At 27.0% G+C, this 18,230-nt stretch carries 21 protein-coding genes; 16 read left to right on the forward strand and 5 right to left on the reverse strand.

What is annotated here, in order from left to right:
- Window positions 1–21: 21 nt before the first annotated feature.
- Window positions 22–1,092, forward strand: a complete 1,071-nt coding sequence (locus AMN95_RS03080) for a site-specific DNA-methyltransferase (RefSeq protein WP_075522517.1) — start codon at window positions 22–24, stop codon at window positions 1,090–1,092.
- Here the strand turns inward: AMN95_RS03080 and AMN95_RS03085 are convergent.
- The gene (locus tag AMN95_RS03085; RefSeq protein ID WP_075522518.1) at window positions 1,089–2,234 is read right to left on the reverse strand and encodes an FAD-dependent monooxygenase; all 1,146 of its coding nucleotides are present in this window, start codon (window positions 2,232–2,234) and stop codon (window positions 1,089–1,091) included. The two genes, AMN95_RS03080 and AMN95_RS03085, sit on opposite strands and share 4 nt — an antisense overlap.
- Window positions 2,231–3,214, reverse strand: coding sequence for an A/G-specific adenine glycosylase (locus AMN95_RS03090; protein WP_075522519.1), 984 nt, complete (start codon window positions 3,212–3,214; stop codon window positions 2,231–2,233). Before AMN95_RS03090 ends, AMN95_RS03085 begins: the two co-directional genes overlap by 4 nt.
- Between AMN95_RS03090 and AMN95_RS03095 the strand changes: the two genes are divergently transcribed.
- The 15 genes from AMN95_RS03095 to rnhA are packed head-to-tail and all read left to right on the forward strand — an operon-like array spanning window position 3,215 to window position 15,710.
- On the forward strand, window positions 3,215–3,703 hold the full coding sequence (locus AMN95_RS03095) for a DciA family protein (RefSeq protein WP_075522520.1): 489 nt from the start codon (window positions 3,215–3,217) through the stop codon (window positions 3,701–3,703).
- Window positions 3,700–4,287 carry a thioredoxin domain-containing protein gene (locus tag AMN95_RS03100; RefSeq protein WP_075522521.1) on the forward strand — a complete coding sequence of 196 codons (588 nt, stop codon included), beginning with the start codon at window positions 3,700–3,702 and terminating at the stop codon, window positions 4,285–4,287. The genes AMN95_RS03095 and AMN95_RS03100 overlap by 4 nt, the downstream gene beginning before the upstream one ends.
- 8 nt (window positions 4,288–4,295) lie before the next feature.
- Entirely contained in the window at window positions 4,296–6,692 is a 2,397-nt protein-coding gene (locus AMN95_RS03105) for a chromosome segregation SMC family protein (protein WP_075522522.1), read from the forward strand.
- A gap of 9 nt (window positions 6,693–6,701) precedes the next feature.
- Window positions 6,702–6,977, forward strand: coding sequence for an AtpZ/AtpI family protein (locus tag AMN95_RS03110; RefSeq protein WP_075522523.1), 276 nt, complete (start codon window positions 6,702–6,704; stop codon window positions 6,975–6,977).
- Between the two features lie 5 nt (window positions 6,978–6,982).
- On the forward strand, window positions 6,983–7,717 hold the full coding sequence (locus AMN95_RS03115; protein ID WP_075522524.1) for a F0F1 ATP synthase subunit A: 735 nt from the start codon (window positions 6,983–6,985) through the stop codon (window positions 7,715–7,717).
- A gap of 17 nt (window positions 7,718–7,734) precedes the next feature.
- Complete coding sequence (locus tag AMN95_RS03120; protein ID WP_006997791.1) at window positions 7,735–7,962, forward strand: F0F1 ATP synthase subunit C; 228 nt, start codon at window positions 7,735–7,737, stop codon at window positions 7,960–7,962.
- A 4-nt stretch (window positions 7,963–7,966) separates the two neighbouring features.
- The gene (locus tag AMN95_RS03125) at window positions 7,967–8,557 is read left to right on the forward strand and encodes a F0F1 ATP synthase subunit B family protein (protein WP_075522525.1); all 591 of its coding nucleotides are present in this window, start codon (window positions 7,967–7,969) and stop codon (window positions 8,555–8,557) included.
- On the forward strand, window positions 8,547–9,044 hold the full coding sequence (locus AMN95_RS03130; protein ID WP_179850346.1) for a F0F1 ATP synthase subunit B family protein: 498 nt from the start codon (window positions 8,547–8,549) through the stop codon (window positions 9,042–9,044). The genes AMN95_RS03125 and AMN95_RS03130 overlap by 11 nt, the downstream gene beginning before the upstream one ends.
- Before the next feature lie 39 nt (window positions 9,045–9,083).
- Window positions 9,084–10,544: a phytoene desaturase family protein gene (gene crtI, locus AMN95_RS03135; protein WP_075522526.1), complete on the forward strand. Its 1,461-nt coding sequence runs from the start codon at window positions 9,084–9,086 to the stop codon at window positions 10,542–10,544.
- The gene (locus AMN95_RS03140; protein WP_075522527.1) at window positions 10,544–11,395 is read left to right on the forward strand and encodes a phytoene/squalene synthase family protein; all 852 of its coding nucleotides are present in this window, start codon (window positions 10,544–10,546) and stop codon (window positions 11,393–11,395) included. Before crtI ends, AMN95_RS03140 begins: the two co-directional genes overlap by 1 nt.
- Window positions 11,382–12,446 carry a lycopene cyclase family protein gene (locus AMN95_RS03145; RefSeq protein ID WP_075522528.1) on the forward strand — a complete coding sequence of 355 codons (1,065 nt, stop codon included), beginning with the start codon at window positions 11,382–11,384 and terminating at the stop codon, window positions 12,444–12,446. Before AMN95_RS03140 ends, AMN95_RS03145 begins: the two co-directional genes overlap by 14 nt.
- A 1-nt stretch (window position 12,447) precedes the next feature.
- The gene (locus AMN95_RS03150; RefSeq protein WP_075522529.1) at window positions 12,448–13,383 is read left to right on the forward strand and encodes a Brp/Blh family beta-carotene 15,15'-dioxygenase; all 936 of its coding nucleotides are present in this window, start codon (window positions 12,448–12,450) and stop codon (window positions 13,381–13,383) included.
- Window positions 13,373–14,317: a 4-hydroxy-3-methylbut-2-enyl diphosphate reductase gene (gene ispH, locus AMN95_RS03155; RefSeq protein ID WP_075522530.1), complete on the forward strand. Its 945-nt coding sequence runs from the start codon at window positions 13,373–13,375 to the stop codon at window positions 14,315–14,317. Before AMN95_RS03150 ends, ispH begins: the two co-directional genes overlap by 11 nt.
- Before the next feature lie 2 nt (window positions 14,318–14,319).
- Window positions 14,320–15,285 (forward strand): homoserine kinase, encoded by a 966-nt coding sequence (locus AMN95_RS03160; RefSeq protein ID WP_075522531.1) that lies wholly within the window; start codon window positions 14,320–14,322, stop codon window positions 15,283–15,285.
- The gene (rnhA, locus tag AMN95_RS03165; RefSeq protein WP_075522532.1) at window positions 15,285–15,710 is read left to right on the forward strand and encodes a ribonuclease HI; all 426 of its coding nucleotides are present in this window, start codon (window positions 15,285–15,287) and stop codon (window positions 15,708–15,710) included. The genes AMN95_RS03160 and rnhA overlap by 1 nt, the downstream gene beginning before the upstream one ends.
- On the opposite strand, the gene AMN95_RS03170 is transcribed toward rnhA, so the two are convergent.
- The 3 genes from AMN95_RS03170 to AMN95_RS03180 are packed head-to-tail and all read right to left on the reverse strand — an operon-like array spanning window position 15,702 to window position 18,223.
- Window positions 15,702–16,190, reverse strand: coding sequence for a peroxiredoxin family protein (locus tag AMN95_RS03170; RefSeq protein WP_075522533.1), 489 nt, complete (start codon window positions 16,188–16,190; stop codon window positions 15,702–15,704). The genes rnhA and AMN95_RS03170 overlap by 9 nt on opposite strands.
- On the reverse strand, window positions 16,187–17,569 hold the full coding sequence (gene thrC / locus AMN95_RS03175; protein ID WP_075522534.1) for a threonine synthase: 1,383 nt from the start codon (window positions 17,567–17,569) through the stop codon (window positions 16,187–16,189). Before thrC ends, AMN95_RS03170 begins: the two co-directional genes overlap by 4 nt.
- On the reverse strand, window positions 17,570–18,223 hold the full coding sequence (locus AMN95_RS03180) for an SURF1 family protein (RefSeq protein WP_075522535.1): 654 nt from the start codon (window positions 18,221–18,223) through the stop codon (window positions 17,570–17,572).
- Between the last annotated feature and the right edge of the window lie 7 nt (window positions 18,224–18,230).

Genomic DNA, 18,230 nt, shown 5'->3' on the forward strand with positions numbered 1-18,230 from the left:
AGTCTAATATTTTTTTATAAAATGAAATTAGATTTTAAAAATAAAATCATTAATGGAGACAGCCTCAAGGAATTAAAAAAAATTCCACGTGAAACTTTTGACCTAATTTTTGCTGACCCACCATACAATCTTCAATTGAAAAATAAATTAACAAGACCAGATCTGACTAACGTAGATGGTGTCAATGACCAATGGGATCAATTTGAAAATTTTAAAAAATATGATGAGTTCACTTATGAATGGTTAATTGAGTGTAAAAGAATTTTAAAAAAAAATGGAGCAATTTGGGTAATTGGAAGTTATCACAATATTTTTAGAGTTGGGACAATCATTCAGAATTTAGGTTTTTGGATTTTGAATGATGTAATTTGGAACAAAAAAAACCCAATGCCAAATTTTAGAGGAACAAGATTTACCAATGCACATGAGACTCTCATCTGGGCTTCAAAATCTGAAAAATCAAAATATACATTTAATTATCAATCTTTAAAATGTTTGAATGATGATTTGCAAATGAGATCTAATTGGGAGTTACCAATTTGCAATGGATTAGAAAGACTTAAAAAAGATGGTAAAAAAATACACTCTACTCAGAAACCAGAAGCTTTAATTCACAGAATTTTATTAGCCACCTCTAACAAAAAAGATCTAGTTTTAGATCCTTTTTTGGGATCAGGAACTACAGCTACAGTTGCAAAAAAGTTAGGAAGAAATTATTATGGTATTGAAAAAGAAAAAGTTTATTTCAAAGCAGCTGAAAAAAGAATAAAAAATACTAAACCTATTGAAGATGATTATTTAGATACCTTGGAAAATAATAGGTCTAAACCAAGAATACCTTTTGGTTCATTAGTGGAATTAGGAATTATCAAGCCTGGCACGACAATATTTGATAATAAAAAGAGAATAAGTGCTAGAATAATGGCTGACGGAAGCATTAAACATGCTCAAACAGAAGGTTCGATTCATAAAGTTGCGGCAACAATCTTAGGTACAGAGAGCTGCAATGGTTGGACTTATTGGCATTTTAATTTTAACGGTACTGTTGTTCCAATTGATCATCTAAGAAAAAGATTAATTAGCAAAAGTTAATTTTTATAAATTCTTCCTAAAAAGGAGTCTAAAAAAATTTTGTTTTTTACCAATCTTTTCAAAAAAATATCTCTTAAAAATACAGCTATTGGACTAGAAAAATGAAAAGCAAATTGACTGAATATTGATCTTCTATTAACCATTTTTGTTTTATTTACCCTATTTCTAAAAAAATTTCTTTGAGAATTATTTTCTATATTCTTAAATAATTCATAAGCACCTTCTATAGACTGGGATGCACCTTGAGCAAATGATGGGGGAAAGGCATAAAAAGCATCACCTATAAAATGAATATTATCATTTTTTGATTTATAAAAATCTTCGCTTACAAATACAGGAAATATCTTTAATTTAACTAAGTTATTTAAAAATTTTATATTTTTATCTGAAAGTTTTTTTAAAATTTTCTTTATAAAAGTGTCTTCACTAAATAATGAGTAATTATTTTGTTCATGATTTGACATTGAATATTTCAGTATAGCTATAAAGTTTAAATCTCCATTTGGAGAGACCGGATAAATTACATAATGGAAATTTGAGCCAAGAAATAAAGAAATATTATTGTAATCAAATAATTTTAATGATTTTGGCAATAATCCTCTTATTGCTAAAGTTTTATTATATTTTGGCTGAGATTTATTGTTAAAAATAATTTTTTTACTTTTTGAAAAAACTCCATCTGAAACAATCAAATAATCACATTCAAATTTTTTATCATTTTCAAAAGTAAGTTGAATAGATTGGTTCAATTGATCTATTCTTGATATACTGTGATCAGTTTTAATTGTGTTCTCTAAATTTTTTTTTAAAAAATTAATGAGTGTAGATCTTTTTAGAGTAGTATATTTGCATTTTTCATTATTAAAATTCGATATGTCTAATTCACAAATTAATTTTGAAGATTTTTCTGAATAAAATTTTATTTTGCTTGGATTAAATTTTTCATCAGACAGTAATTCATCAAATTTAATTTCATTTAAAAGTTTAATACTATTTACTGATAGTTGAACACCATAACCCTCATCCAGATCTATTAAATTATTTTTTTCAAAAATTGTTATTTGATAATTTGAGTTTCTTTTGAATAAATTGGCAATGAATAGCCCAGAAATCCCAGCTCCGATTATAGCTATTTTTTTCATTTGTTTCTCTCCAAATATTTTACAACTTTTTTTGTAAATGTAGGTAGCATATGGTTGTTTAATCTTTTTTTATCAATCCAATAAGATGAGGGCAGTTTTTTATTTTTTTTTATATATTCAATTTTAATATTCATATTCATGTTAGACATTTTAAAATTAAGATTTTCATTAAATTTTTTAGGTCTAGGTATCTCTTCCATAGGAAATATAATCAAATTTTTTAAAAAATTAAACTTTGTATTTTTAATCAAAAGATAACTTTGTTTTTTTTTATAAACTTTTAGTAAAAAAAATTTATTTCTATTTTTTTTGATACTTTTTGCTAAATTAAAATCATTCTTTTTTAGAGAAATACAATTGATTTTTATGGGACATTGATTGCAATTTGGGTTGATTGGTTTACACACTAATGCTCCTAACTCCATTAAGGCCTGGGCATAATCACTAGATCTAAGAGAAATTCCAAAAATTTTTTTTTTTTTTATAATGTTAATTTTTTCAATTTCTTTTTCTTTTTTTAAATAAAGGTATCTTTTTAAAACTCTTTCAATATTTCCATCTAAAGGAATGTATGGCTTATTAAATACGATAGCTAAAATTGCACTCGCTGTATAATTTCCAATTCCTGGAAGACTTACTAAGTCTTCAAAATTATTTGGTAATTTCCCATTAAATTTTTTAAGAATGATTTGAGCAGTTTTTTTCAAATTTTTTGCTCTAGAATAATATCCGAGACCTTCCCAAATCTTGATTAATCTTCTATCATTTATTCTGGCAAGTGATTTAAAGTCTGGAATTTTATTTATGAATTTATTAAAATAAGGTACTACAGTTACAACCTGAGTTTGTTGCAACATAAATTCACTAACCAAGGTATAATATTGTCTTTTTTGAAAAGAAACTTTTTTACGCCATGGCAGTGACCTTTTATTTAAATCATACCAATCAAGAATTTTTTTTGTTAATAATTGTTCCTTCATATGCAATTTAAAAAATATTCTAAGCAGAGAAACAGCTCCTTTCAAGGATTAAGATCATTTAAAGATACTTTGCCAAAAAATATTAAAAAAATTATAAACAAAAGAGGTCATATTTATTCTGAAACATTAAATAATTGGAAATATATAGTAGGTAAAAATTTATTTAAAATTTGTTATCCAAAATCATTCAAAACTTCAAATCGTTTTGGAGTAAATACTTTAGTTATTATGGTTAAAAGAGGTCACGAAATCGATTTAGAGTATTCTAAAAAAGAAATTATGAATAATATGAATAGTTTTTTTGGTTATACGATTGTTGAAAAGCTTAAATTTATAAGTTTTGATAATGAACAAAACACTATAAAGCCGTATAAAGATGAAAAAAAAAATGTGACAATTAATAAGTATCAAAAACAAATTAATGATATAAAAAATGAAAAGATTAGAAAGTCATTAATTGAGTTTTCAAAACTTTTTAAAAAAAAATGAAAAATATAAAAGTATTTCTAATAATTCTTTTTATTCAAACCTCTACGGTAATTGCTGATAGTAAAAGTGAATTTAAAAGAATAGTGGTAGGCAATCAAAATGCAAAAATTACTATCATTGCCTATGAATCATTAACTTGTAGTCATTGTGCAAATTTTCATATTAACGTTTATCCAGAACTTCAAAAAGAATACCTGGATACTGGTCTGGCCAAAATAGAATTTAGACATTTTCCATTAGATTTAGCTGCATTAAACGCCGCAAAAATTTCCCAATGTAAAAACGACGGAAATAAAAAGATTTTAAACAGTTTATACTTGAATCAAAGCAAATGGGTTAAAGGTAAAACAATAGATGAAGTGAATCAAAACTTGAAAATATTTTTAAGAACTCAAGATTTTAATCTAAATTTTACTAAATGTATTTCAGACAAAAATTTAGAGGAATTTATTTTAAATGATCGAATCGAAGGAGTTAAGAAGTACAAAGTAAATGCTACTCCTACGATAATAATTAATGGGAAAAAGTTTGAAAAAACTCTGAATTACAAAAATTTAAAAAAAACCCTTGAAAAACTGATATAAGTTTATTTATGGAGTTTAAAAAAATCCAACTTAATGGATTTAAATCTTTTGCTGAAAAAACGAATTTTCTCATTGAGGAGGGATTGACAGGAATTGTTGGTCCTAATGGTTGTGGTAAATCAAATATAGTTGAATCTTTAAGATGGGTAATGGGTGAAACATCAGCAAAAAGTATGAGAGGTTCAGGCATGGAAGATGTAATATTCTCTGGTACCTCAAATAAAGCTTCAAAAAATATTGCTGAAGTCTCAATATCAATGGGAAATCAAAATCAAGATGGTCCTATTCAATATCGAGAATTAGATGAAATAATTGTGAGAAGAAAAATTGAAAAAGACAAAGGTTCAAAATTTTTTATCAATGATAAAGAAGTAAGAGCAAGAGATGCCCAAATGCTTTTTGCAGACTTATCAACTGGCGCACATTCTCCTTCAATGATAAGTCAAGGCCGTATTGGAGCTTTAGTCACTGCAAAACCAACAGATAGAAGGACGATTTTAGAGGAAGCGGCAGGAATTTCTGGCTTACATGTTAGAAGACATGAGGCAGAATTAAGATTAAGTGCAGCAGAAAATAATTTGAAAAGAGCTGACGAATTGAGAAGACAACAAGAGAGACAATTAGCAAATCTTCAAAAGCAGGCAGAGGAAGCTACAAAATACAAAAATATATCTGATGAAATAAAAAAAATTGAGGCTGGGTTATATTATTTAAAATTAATAGAAATTGATAAAGAAATAAGAGTAGAAAATGAAATTAATGCAGAAGCTGAAGAGGAAGTGAGCGGATATAATGATAGGATATCTGAACTTGAAAAAACAATTAAATTAGAAATAGAAAAAGTATCACCTTTAAGAGAAAAAAATATAGAAAATTTATCAAAAATTCAAAGATTAAATTTAGAACTTCAGAGTCTTGATGAAGAAAATACAAGGATACTTAATGAAATAGAAAATATAAAAAAATCACTTAAAACTCTTGATGAAGACATTTCAAGAGAAAATGGAATTATAATTGATGCAAATTCAAATGAAAAAAGACTAAAAGAGGAAAAAAATGAACTAATAGAGATCGACTCAAAATATTATGAAACAGAAAAAAAATCAAATGAAGATTTAGATCAATCAAAAGATAAATTAAGAGTTGAAATAAATAAGATAAAAAATTTGATTTCTTCCAATCAAAATGAGGAGGCATTAAACGTATTAAATAATTTTGAGACTGATATAGAACTATATGCCGATAGTTATAGTAAAAATCAAAACATCAAAAAAGAGTCAGTAAAAAGAAATGAAAGAATCAATATAATTGAAAAAGAAATTGAAAGTTGGAAAAATTTATTATCAAATTCAGAAAAGATGGTTAATGAACTTTCAGAAAGAAAAAATAAATTTAATTTTCAGTTAGAAAAATTAGATAATCAGCCTGAAATCCAAGCAGAAAAAAAAGGTCAAATTTCTGAAAATTTAAGAATTTCAAATCATGAAAAGAATGATAATGAAAAAATAATAAATCAAACTGATCAAAAAATAGAGACATTGAGAACTCAGCTTAATGAGATTCAAGAGCAATCGATCCAAATAAGGGAAAGAAAAGCAAGCTCTGGTGCAACAATAGAAGGCCTGAGAAAAAGAAGAAATGACTTAATAGATAGAATCTATTCAGAACTAAATTTAAATGAGGAAAATATTTTAGAAAATTCAAATCTTTACGGGGTTGAAGAACTTCCAGATGCAATTGATCAGGAAGATTTACTAGATAAAAAAAAGCAAGCGAGAGAAAAATTGGGTTCAGTAAATTTAAAAGCAGATGAAGAGACAAATAAATATGAGTCTGAAATAAAGAAAATGGAACAAGATAGAACAGATTTAGTAACTGCAATAATTAAACTTAAAGAAAGTATTAGTGAACTAAATCAAAAAGGTAGAGAAAGATTAATTGAGGCATTTGATAAAGTTAATAGAAAATTCAATGAAGTTTACACAAAACTTTTTAATGGTGGAAATGCAAAATTGGAACTTGTTGACTCAGATGATCCATTAGAAGCAGGACTAGAAATGTTTGTAAGTCCACCAGGGAAACGTTTACAATCAATAACTCTTTTATCAGGTGGAGAACAGGCACTAACTGCACTATCCTTAATTTTCGCAGTTTTTTTAACAAACCCCTCACCTATTTGTGTACTAGATGAAGTTGATGCTCCACTAGATGATGCAAACGTAACACGGTTTTGTAATTTACTTGAAGAATTAACAAAAATTACAAATACAAAATTCGTAATAGTCACTCATCATGCACTGACTATGTCCAAGATGGACAGACTCTATGGAGTGACTATGCCAGAAAAAGGCATTAGTCAGCTAGTTGCTGTTGATTTACAAAAAGCAGAAAGTATGGTTGCTTAATTAAAATTGATGCCTAAGGACCCCCTAAAAACTCGCTTGGAGATTGCAAAAAATAAGATTTCTAAAAAAAATCTAGATAATAAGAAAAATAACCCTTCACAAATAGGAGCTGCTTTCAAATTGAGCACAGAACTGGTTTCAGCAGTCGCAGTAGGGACAATTATTGGGTTTATTTTTGACAATACCTTTGGTACTAAGCCTTGGTTTATATTAATATTTTTTTTTGTAGGTGTGATTGCTGGTATAACCAATGTTATTAGATCTGCAAAAAACATGCAAAAATAAATACTATGGCAGCAAATCCTATGTCCCAATTCGATGTATACAGAATTGGACCTGAAATTAAAATCGGTGCATTCGATATATCATTTACTAACGCAAGTTTATTTATGATTTTAAGTTCTTTATCTATCTTGTTAGTTTTTAATTTAGGATCAAAAAAAAATTCAATATTACCAAATAAACTTCAATTATTAGCAGAACTTAGCTATTCTTTTGTATCCAAAATGATAAGTGATACAGCAGGATCAAAAGCTAAACCTTATTTTGCTTTTATATTTTCCTTATTCATGTTTGTTTTATTTTGTAATATGTTCGGCATGATACCTTACACTTTTACTGTAACTAGTCACATTATTGTAACATTTATGCTTGCAGCATTTATATTTATAGGGGTGACTATAATTGGGTTTATTAAACATGGATTTGGGTATTTAAAATTATTTGTTCCAAGTGGAGTGCCAGCAATCTTATTGCCACTAATCGTAGTAATAGAAATTATTTCTTATTTAAGCAGGCCAATAAGTTTATCTGTAAGATTATTTGCGAATATGATGGCTGGTCATACAATGATGAAAGTATTTGGAGGCTTTGTAATAAGCCTAGGGGTAGTCGGTGGTTGGCTACCATTGAGCTTTTCGGTTGCATTAACAGGTTTGGAGATCTTAGTTGCTTTTCTTCAAGCATATGTTTTTGCAATCTTAACCTGCATCTATTTAAATGATGCATTAAATTTACACCATTAACAATAAAGGAGGATATAATGGAATTAGAAGCAGCAAAAATGATCGGAGCAGGTTTAGCAGCAATTGCTTTAGCTGGAGCCGGTGTTGGTATCGGAATAATTTTTGGAAATTATTTGTCTGGCGCAATGAGAAATCCATCTGCGGCGCAAAAACAATTTCCTAACTTGCTTTTAGGTTTCGCACTAGCAGAAGCTACAGGATTATTCGGATTAGTAGTTGCATTAATCATTCTTTTTGCGTTTTAAATTGATGGTTAAAAAAATATATTTTCAGTCAATATTTTTAAGTTTTTTTTTTATTAAAGAAACTTTTGCAGCTGAAAGTGGAGGTATGCCTCAATTAAATCCAGAATTTTGGGTTTCTCAAATTTTTTGGTTAACACTTACTTTTGGTATTATGTATTTAATTTTATCTAAACTAATACTCCCAAAAATTAGTAACAACTTAGAGTCGAGAAAATCTCAAATATTAGAAAATATTGAGGCTGCTGAGAAACAAAGAGAAGATAGTGATGCAAAACTAAAAGAATACGATGAAATTATATCTAATAGCAAGCTTGAGGCTAATAGCATTTTAAATCTGGCAAGAGAAAAAGCAATGAAAGACATTGGTGCAAAAAGAAAAGTTCTTGATAAGCAAATCGATAATGAAATCGCTGAGGCTGAAAAAGAGATAGATATATTAAGAAAGAATGCACTGGATAAAATAAATAAAATAGCGATTGAGACTTCATCTGATTTATTACAAAAACTTATTGGAACTGAAGTAAATAATAGCAGCATATCTGCAATTGTTGACGATCTATCTAAAAAAAAAGGAGATAAATACTATGGCAATTGATGCAACTTTTTGGGTAGCCGTATCATTTATTATTTTTATAGGAGTCCTAATTTATTTTAAAATTCCTCAAAAAATTATAGAAATTTTAGATAAAATGATATCTGATATTAAAAATGAAATTGATGAAAGTGAAAAATTAAGAAAAGAGGCAAAAACACTATTAGATAACTCACAAAAAAAATTAGATACTGCTCAGTCTGTTAGTAACGAAATCCTTGAGAACGCCAAAAAAGATGCTGATAGATTGATAATTGAAATAAATGATAAGTATCATAAATCATCAGAAATTAAAAAAAATTTAACTGAAAATAAAATTAGTCAGATGAAAGAAGCAGCTTTAAAAGAAATTAAGGATGCGTCAATAAAAATTGCTGTGGACTCGGTTAAAAAAATCATAACTACATCTGTAGATAAGTCAAAATTGGACGCTGTGTTTCAAAAAAATTTACATGAAACTAAAGAAGAGTTAAAAAAAATTAACTCATAATACACTTACAATTTTCCAAAAAAACTATAAATTATTAAAATGAACTCTATAGTCATTGGATCGGGATTTGGTGGTATCGCAGCAGCACTAAGACTTAAGGCGAAAGGACATAAAGTAAAATTGATAGAAAAACACCCAGACCTAGGTGGTAGAGCTAGAGTTTTTAAAAGAAATGGATTTATATATGATGCTGGTCCAACAGTAATTACTGCACCCTACTTAATTAATGAATTGTTTGAGTTATTCAATAGAGATCCTATAAATTATATAGAATTAACCCCACTCAAAATTTGGTACCAATTTATTTTTGAGGATAAAACTAAGTTTAATTACTCAGGTGACGAAATAGAAATGAAAAGCCAAATTGAGAAGCTCAGCAAAGAAGATGTAAATGGATATGAAAAATTAGTTAATTTCACAAAAAAGATATTTGATAAAGGTTTTTCAGAACTTGCAGATGTGCCATTCAATAAACCTCTTGTAATGATGCAGCAGTTACCTGCCCTATTAAAACTTAAAAGTTATAAATCAGTTTACTCACTCGTTTCATCTTATATAAAAAATGAAAAATTAAGAAGAATGCTCAGTATGCATCCTTTACTAGTTGGGGGAAATCCTTTTACCACTACTTCCATTTATGGCTTAATTCTTTATTTAGAAAAAAAGTGGGGGATACATTATTCAGTTGGTGGAACAGGAAATATAATTAAAGGTTTTGAAAAGTTGATGAATGAGGTTGGTATTGAAATAATAAAAAACAATGAAGTCACAGAAATTGTAACAAAAAATAATAAAGTGAGAGGTGTAAAATTGAATAATGAAAATGAAATTGGTGTAGATAATGTTGTTTGTAATGCAGATCCACCTGCATTTTATGAAAAAATGTTGAGCAAAAGCAACAATGGGTCCATGCTGTTTAATTGGAAAAAAAATCGAATGGAATATTCTATGGGTTTATTTGTTTACTATTTTGGGACAAAAAAAATTTATGAGAATGTTGAACATCATACAATAAAATTTGGAAATAAGTATAAGGAACATCTTGATGATATATTTGACAAGAAAAAATTAAATAGTGATATAAGCTATTATCTTCACAGACCTACAGCTACTGACAAAACAATGGCTCCGGAAGGAAACGATTGCTTTTATGTGCTAGTACCTGTTCCCAACAATCAGTCAAAAATCAATTGGGAAATTGAGGGTGAAAAAATGAAAAACCTTGTAATTGAAAAAATGGAAAAAGACTTAATGCCAGATCTTAAGAAAAATATAGTTGAAGATTTTTATCTAACACCTGATTACTTTGAAAAAGAATTAAATACAAAATTTGGATCAGGGTTTTCGATTCAACCAAAATTTACACAATCTGCATACTTTAGATTTCACAATAAATCAGAAATATATGATGGTTTGTACTTTGTTGGCGCAGGTACACATCCAGGGGCTGGGGTCCCAGGAGTTCTCTCTTCAGCAAAAGTTTTAGATAAATTATTTTAATGTTAACTAAAAATTATTTAGCTATTTATGCAAAATCTTTCAATTGGGCAGGTTTTTTTTTACCAAAAAAAACCTATCAAAAATGCTCTGTGCTTTATGATTTTTGCAGAGAAGCAGATAATATTGCGGATAATGAGAACAAGATTGAAGTAAAAAAAGATAATTTTATTAAATTTAGAAATAATTTTGTTAATAAAAATTATAATGATCCAGTTATTAAAAACATGTGGGATCTTATTAATGAATTTAGTATCTCCACTAAAATTGTAGACGATTTATTTGAAGGTATTAATTCTGATATAAAAGAAAATGTTAAACTCAATTCAAAAAAAGAGTTGTTAATATATTCCTATAGAGTTGCTGGAACAGTTGGATTAATGATGGCCAAAATATTGAATGTTCATAAAGAACAATCTTTAAAATCAGCTATTGATCTTGGGATTGCTATGCAATTAACAAATATTTCTAGAGATGTTATGGAAGATAAAAAAAATAATAGATTGTATATCAATGAAAGTTTTGAGGAAATAAAGACTACAATCAAGCTTTCCGAACAGTTTTATGAAAACTCTTTTTGCTCAATAAAAGAAATACCATTAAGTTTCAGATTTTCTATTTTGGTTGCAAGAAGGATTTATAGAAAAATAGGATATAAAATTCTAAATAAAAAAAACATAGAAAATTATAAAAAGTCTGGAAAAATTTATGTTTCAAATATTGAAAAAATTATTCAAACTTTTTTATCTATTTTTGATTTAATTAAGTTATCACTTTTAAGTAAAAACGATGATAATATTAACCATGATCATAATTTAATTAATGAAGAAATAAATTTAAATGAAAGAATTTGATTATATAATTTTAGGTGGAGGTTGTGCAGGTCTTTCATTAGCATATGAGCTGGAAGTTTATGATAAATTAAAAGATAAAACTTTAGCAATCATTGAGCCAAGAGAAGATTATAAAAGAGACAAAACCTGGTCATTTTGGAAGGTTTTTTCCCATAACTTCGAAGACTGTGTCAAAAAAAGTTGGAATAATTTTACAATAAATACAGCCAATAATACAAAATATATAGATTGCGAACCTACACCATATCAAACAATTGATAGTGGTATGTTCTACGAAAAAGTACTTTTAAAACTTAAAATTAATAAAAATATTCAGTTTTATAAAAATATTGATGAAATAGATAAATCAAATTCAGTTGTATTTAATAGTGTGCCTAGTTTTGAGAATAAACAGAGTGAGTTATGGCAACACTTTTGTGGAGTTGAAATAGAAACAAATAAAGACTTTTTTGATGACAAAATATTCAATTTAATGGACTTTGCTTGTGATCAAAGAAACAAAGTTCATTTTTTTTATACGCTACCATTTACTAAAAGGAATGCATTAGTTGAAACTACTTGGATATCTGAACTAAATAATGAAAAACTAAAAGATTATGATGAACAAATTGATAATTATTTAAGCAACCACCTAAATATCAGAAAATGTAAAATCAATTTCAAAGAAACTGGAGCAATCCCACTTTTTAGACAAAAAAATGTAAATAAATTAAATGAAATTTATATAGGATCAGCAGGAGGAATGACTAGATTAAGTACGGGCTATACATTCCTTAATATTCAAGAACAAAGCAGATATATAAGAGAAAACATAGAAAATATAAAAAATGTAAATCTATTTCAAATTAATTCGAAATATGATTTTTTAGATAAAATCTTGTTGAGGGTTCTTAAAAACAATTCCAACGAAATGGGAAATATATTTTTAAAAGTTTTTAATTCAAAACCAAAAACAGCTATCAATTTTTTATCAAATAAAAGCAGTTTTTTTGAAGATTTAGAAGTAATTCTAAAAATGCCAAAGTGGAAATTTTTAAAAGAATTAATTTAAGATGATCAATAAAATAAAAAAAATAAATCTTAATCATTCATTTATTTTTTTCTTTGTTGTAAACCTTTTTTGTATTTTGCTATTTAAGTTTAATAATTTAAATATTTCATCAATTTTGTGTTTACTTTTAATTTTAATTATAGGTGTTTCCCATGGGTCTTTAGATCATATAAAAGGAAAAAAACTGCTAAGATTATTTAATATAAAATCAACTTATATATTCTATATCACTTATATTCTAATTGCAGCAATAGTAATACTAACTTGGATAATATTGCCATCAATAACTTTAATTGTTTTTTTAATGATTGCCTCCTATCACTTCGGAAAAGAGGATACACAATTTTTGACTAATGATAGATCTTATTTCACTCAAATACTTTATTTTTTTAAGGGATTATTAATTATACTTGCTCCATTATATTTTCATTTTCAGGAGACAATAGCGATTTTTAAATTATTATTAATTGATAATGGGGCATTTTATTCTAGTTTAAATTTTATTGAGACAAATAATGTAATTCAAATAGGAATATTCTGCAGTACCCTGTCTAGTATTTTTCTTTTTCTAAAGAATTTTGAAATCAAAAAATTTGTAATTTTTTTAGATTATTTTTCAATTTTAATTTTAAATTACTATTTATCTCCACTAATAGCTTTTACTGTTTATTTCTGTTTTTTACATTCAATCAGACATTCGATTTCACTAGCTATTGATCTTGATCCAAATAGTTTAGTTAATGGATTTAGATTGTTTGTTAAAAAAGCTTTACCATTAACAATTTTGACAGCTATTTTTTCTTTTATTGCGCTATATCTGCTAGAAAATTCATACAATTTGGATAGTGCAATTTTAAAAATAATATTTATAGGTTTGGCGTCTTTAACCTTTCCACATATATTGCTGGAATATTTTTTAGAAAAAAATGAAAAATAAAGAATTAAAAATATTATTATCTGCACCTCGTGGATTTTGTGCTGGAGTAGAAAGAGCAATTGAAATAGTAGAAAAATCTATACAAAAATTTGGAGCTCCAGTTTATGTGCGTCATGAAATAGTACATAATAAATATGTTGTAGATGATTTAAAAAAAAAGGGGGCAATATTTGTTGAAGAGCTGGATGAGATAAAAGATAAATCAAGACCAGTAATTTTTTCAGCACATGGTGTTCCAAAAAAAATACCTGAAGATGCAAAAAATTATAAAATGACTTATGTGGATGCAACATGTCCACTTGTTTCTAAGGTTCATAGAGAAGCAGAAAATCTTAATAAAGCTGGCTACCATATAATATTAATTGGTCATGAAAATCATCCTGAAGTAATTGGAACTATGGGTCAATTAAATCAAGGTTCTATAGATCTAATCCAAAATGAGGAGGAGGCTTTAAACTATCAAAATAAACTAGACAAAAAATTAGCATATATTACTCAGACTACTTTGTCAGTTGAAGATACAAAAGAAATAATCAAAATTTTAAAAACCAATTTTCCTAATATAAAAGAACCAATGAAAGAAGATATTTGTTATGCAACTACTAACCGTCAAATGGCAGTAAAAAATATTGCAAAAAATTGTGATATGTTTTTTGTTATTGGAAGTAGAAACTCTTCAAATTCTGTTAGGCTAGTTGAGGTAGCAAAAAAATCTGGCTGTGAAAATTCACAACTTATTCACTCAGAAAGCTCAATACCGTTTGATCAAATAGAAAATTGCAATACTATAGGTATATCTTCAGGAGCATCTGCACCAGAAATATTAGTTGAAAATTTTATTAATGATTTAAAAAATAAATTTTCTATAAGTATCGATGAAGTTGAAATTATTAAAGAAGATGTAGTATTTAAAGTTCCAAAAAAATTAAACTAAAAATGGCTGTCTATACAAAAATAAATCAAAAAGAAATTAATATTATTAATAAAAATTTTAATATTGATAAAGTAATAAGTTTTAAAGGTATTAAGCAAGGAATAGAAAACACAAACTATCTTCTTAAATCAAAAAAGAAAAAATACATTTTAACTATATTTGAAAAAAGAGTTTTACAAAAAGAAATACCTTTTTTTATGAAATTGATGGATAATTTAAATAATTCAAAAATAAATTGTCCTAAGCCTTTGAAAACTAGAAATAATAAATATCTTATTAAATTAAAAAATAAAACTGCATGTATTGTATCATTCTTAGAAGGTAAAGATAAAAAAATATTAAATATTAATGATTGTTATACAGTTGGTAAAACAATTGCTCAAATGCATATGGTCACAAATACAATGAAGCTTAAAAGAAAAAATTCGATGAGTATTAAGAATTTAAAACCTTTGTTGGAAAGTATTAAATTTAAGTCAAAAAAGTTTTCAAATTTAAAATTATTCTTAAACAATAACCTGAAAGATATTAATAAAAATTGGCCTAAACTATTGCCCAAAGGTATTATCCATGGTGACTTATTTATAGATAATATCTTCTTCAAAAAAAATAAACTTTCTGGAATTATTGATTTTTATTTTGCCGCTAATGATTATTTTATGTATGAAATTGCTATATGCATCAATGCTCTTTGTTTTGATCATAAAAAGAGTAAATTCTATTTAAATAACAAAAAAATTAAAAATTTAATCAAAGGGTATGAAAGAGTTAAAAAACTTTCAATGAAAGAAAAAAAATCTATAAATATTTTGTGTAGAGGTGCAGCATTAAGATATTTATTAACAAGATTGTATGACTACTCAAATACACCAAAAACAGCATTGATTAAAATTAAAGACCCTAATGAATATTATCAAAAATTACTTTCTCACAATAATATAAGTTCATTTAAAGATTATTTAAATTAATGATTACAATTTATACAGACGGTTCTTGTTTAACAAATCCAGGTAATGGTGGATGGGCTGCAATTATAAATGATGGAAAAGAAATGAAAAAAATTAGTGGTAACGAAAAAAATACAACAAATAATAGAATGGAGTTATTAGCCCCAATTAATGCATTAAAAGATATGAAGCCTGGTGTTGAAATAAAAATATATACTGACTCTCAATATGTAAAAAATGGAATAACTGAGTGGATTAATACTTGGCTAGCTAATGATTGGAAAACCTCAAAAAAAGAAGATGTTAAAAATAAAGATTTATGGATTGATCTATATAATTTAAATAAATCGCTTAATATTCAATGGAATTGGGTTAAAGCTCATGATGGAAACCCTTTAAATGAAGAGGTGGACTTACTAGCTAAAAAAGCAGCAAATTTAGATTAATTTTAAAAAATTTTGAGCTGCTGAAATTTCACAAGTGGCAGTATCTTCTTCTGCTTGTATTTTCTTTACAACATTGTCGTCAATTAACATTGTGAATCTTGCTGACCTCATTCCCTGGCCCCGATCGTGTCTATCTATTTCTGCTCCAATTGATTTAGTAAATTCACAATATGGGTCTGCAGCCATAAATATTTTATCTTCAACTTTTTGACTTTCACCCCATGCTTTCATCACATTTGGATCATTAACTGAAACACAAATAATTTTTGTAACCCCTTTATTCTTTGCTTCTTCGTAATTATTAACATACCCTGGCAGATGTTTTGTGGAACAAACTTTTGTAAATGCTCCAGGTACACCAATCACAATTGTTTTATTATTTTTAAAAACTTCTGTTGTAGTTATTTTTTTTGCTGCTCCACTTGAGTCTAAATAATAAAATTCTGAATTTGGAAGTTGTTCCCCTTCTTTAATTTTCATTTTGTTTTACCTGTAATGTAGTTTTTAATTTTTTCTAAATTATTTTCAATTATATCATAATCTTCTTTTTCATTCAAAATAAACTCGAGTTCTTTTGGTAAATCAGATTTTAAATTTATAGCTTTGGAAACGGCATCAGGAAATTTACAAGGATGTGCAGTTGCTAATACAATATTATTTCCTTTTAAGTTATGTTTGTCGAAAGCACCATATCCAATAGCTGTGTGTGGGTCTAAAACTACAGAATATTTTTCATACACCTTTTTAATAACCTCTAAAGTTTCATCCTCACTCATTCTTGCTGATAAAAAGTTTTCACTAATTTTATTTAATTTATCATCATTTATTAAATACTGTCCCTTCTCTTTAATATTTTTCATATCTAGAGAAGTCTGTTGATCGTCTCCATTATTAAGATCAAATATAAGTCTTTCAAAATTACTAGCTATTTGTATGTCCATACTTGGAGAGATAGTTTCTGAAACCTTTTCTGCTTCATAACTTCCTTTTGAGATTGCTCTATGCAAAATATCATTTTGATTAGTTGCAACAATCAACTTATCTATCGGCAAGCCCATTTTTTTGGCTAAATATCCTGCATACACATCTCCAAAATTTCCTGTCGGTACTGAAAAATTTGTTGATTCGCTTGCATCTTCAACTGATAAATAACTATAAAAGTAATAAACACTTTGAGCAATAATCCTCGCCCAGTTAATAGAGTTTACGCCTGACATTTTAATGTCACTTGAAAATTTCTTATCTGCAAACATGGATTTGACCAAGTTTTGACAATCATCAAAATTTCCTTTTATGGCTATGTTAAATACGTTTTCATCTTTACCTGTTGTCATTAATTTTCTTTGAACTGGTGAAACACGATTATCTGGATGAAGCACAAAAATATTGACGTTTTTTTTACCTCTAATTGCATCAATTGCTGCGGCACCAGTGTCTCCAGATGTAGCAACAACAATATTAATCTTCTGATTTTCATTATTTAGGTAATACTCGTAAAAGTTACCCAAAAGTTGCATAGCAATATCTTTGAAAGCTAAAGTTGGACCATGAAACAGTTCTAACACTGTCCTGTCTCCAAGCTTTATGAAATCTACAACATTATCTTTTCTAAACGTAGAGTAAGATTTATCAATAATGTTACTCAATTCAGCTTGAGACATGAAATTACCTATAAAAGGATAAACAATTTTTTTAGCTAATTCTGAATAACTAAGTTTTTTTAAATCTCTAATTTCTTTTTCATCATATTTAACCACTGTTTCTGGAATAAATAAGCCTCCATCATCAGCAAGGCCTTTGATGAAAACGTCTTTAAATTCAAAGGTTTTTGATATGTCTCTTGTACTTACGTATCTCATTTAATAATTTTTTTTCCTAAAATATAAATATATTAAAAGAATTGAAATCGCCATAGAAAACCAAGTAATTGCATACTTCTTATGATTATTTGAAATTTTAGCAGTAATCACTCTTGGTTTTGGAATTTTATAATCACCGTTTAAATAGATAAGATACTCAGAAAAATTTCTTCCAGTAAATTTTGAAATATCTTCTCTATTCAAAGTAAACCAATAATTATTCTGAATATCATTTTCTGGCTTAAATGAACTTGCTTTAGTTTGCAGCATAAGAGTACCGACTATTTGATTTTGATCAACTAAATTTATTTCAGGTAGATCTTTTTTTTCAAAAGGTATCCATCCCCTATTTATTAAGTAATTTTCGTCACCAATTTTTATTGGATTAATTACTTCAAATCCAGGTTTCCCTACATCATTTAAATTGTACAAGTAAATTTGATTATCAAAATCAATCTCTCCACTTGTTTTTATTCTAAGATAATTTTTTTTTTCAATGTTGGATAATTCTACAGGATCATTTTTTAAGGAATTTTCTATTTGCTCAATTAGATCTAATTTCCAATTTAATCTATAAATTTGCCAAAACCCTAGAGATAAAAGAGTTAAAATAATAAAATAAACAAAAGCTGAAAATAATAATTTATTCTTCAAAGATTAA

Source organism: Candidatus Pelagibacter communis (genome assembly GCF_001180185.1).
Classification (GTDB): Bacteria; Pseudomonadota; Alphaproteobacteria; order Pelagibacterales; family Pelagibacteraceae; genus Pelagibacter; species Pelagibacter ubique_F.